The sequence below is a fragment of the Corynebacterium frankenforstense genome (genome assembly GCF_030211955.1).
Lineage (GTDB): Bacteria > Actinomycetota > Actinomycetes > Mycobacteriales > Mycobacteriaceae > Corynebacterium > Corynebacterium frankenforstense_A.
On sequence record NZ_JASODI010000078.1, the window covers coordinates 1 to 259 of the forward strand.

Annotated in this window: 1 rRNA gene; it reads left to right on the plus strand. The window is 51.4% G+C overall.

Annotation, left to right across the window (positions count from 1 at the left end):
- Positions 1 to 259: ribosomal RNA gene (locus QP119_RS11595) — 23S ribosomal RNA — on the plus strand; the annotation flags it as partial.

Below are 259 nucleotides of genomic sequence, written 5' to 3' on the forward strand. Positions count from 1 at the left end.
GTCAGAAAAGACGGAGCCGGAGCGAAAGCGAGTCTGAAGAGGGCGAGAGAGTATCATGACGTAGACCCGAAACCAAGTGACCTACCCATGACCAGGTTGAAGGCGTGGTAAAACACGCTGGAGGACCGAACCCACGTGAGTTAAAAATCGCGGGGATGAGTTGTGGGTAGCGGTGAAATTCCAAACGAACTTGGAGATAGCTGGTTCTCTCCGAAATAGCTTTAGGGCTAGCCTCGTGTGAATGATAATGGAGGTAGAG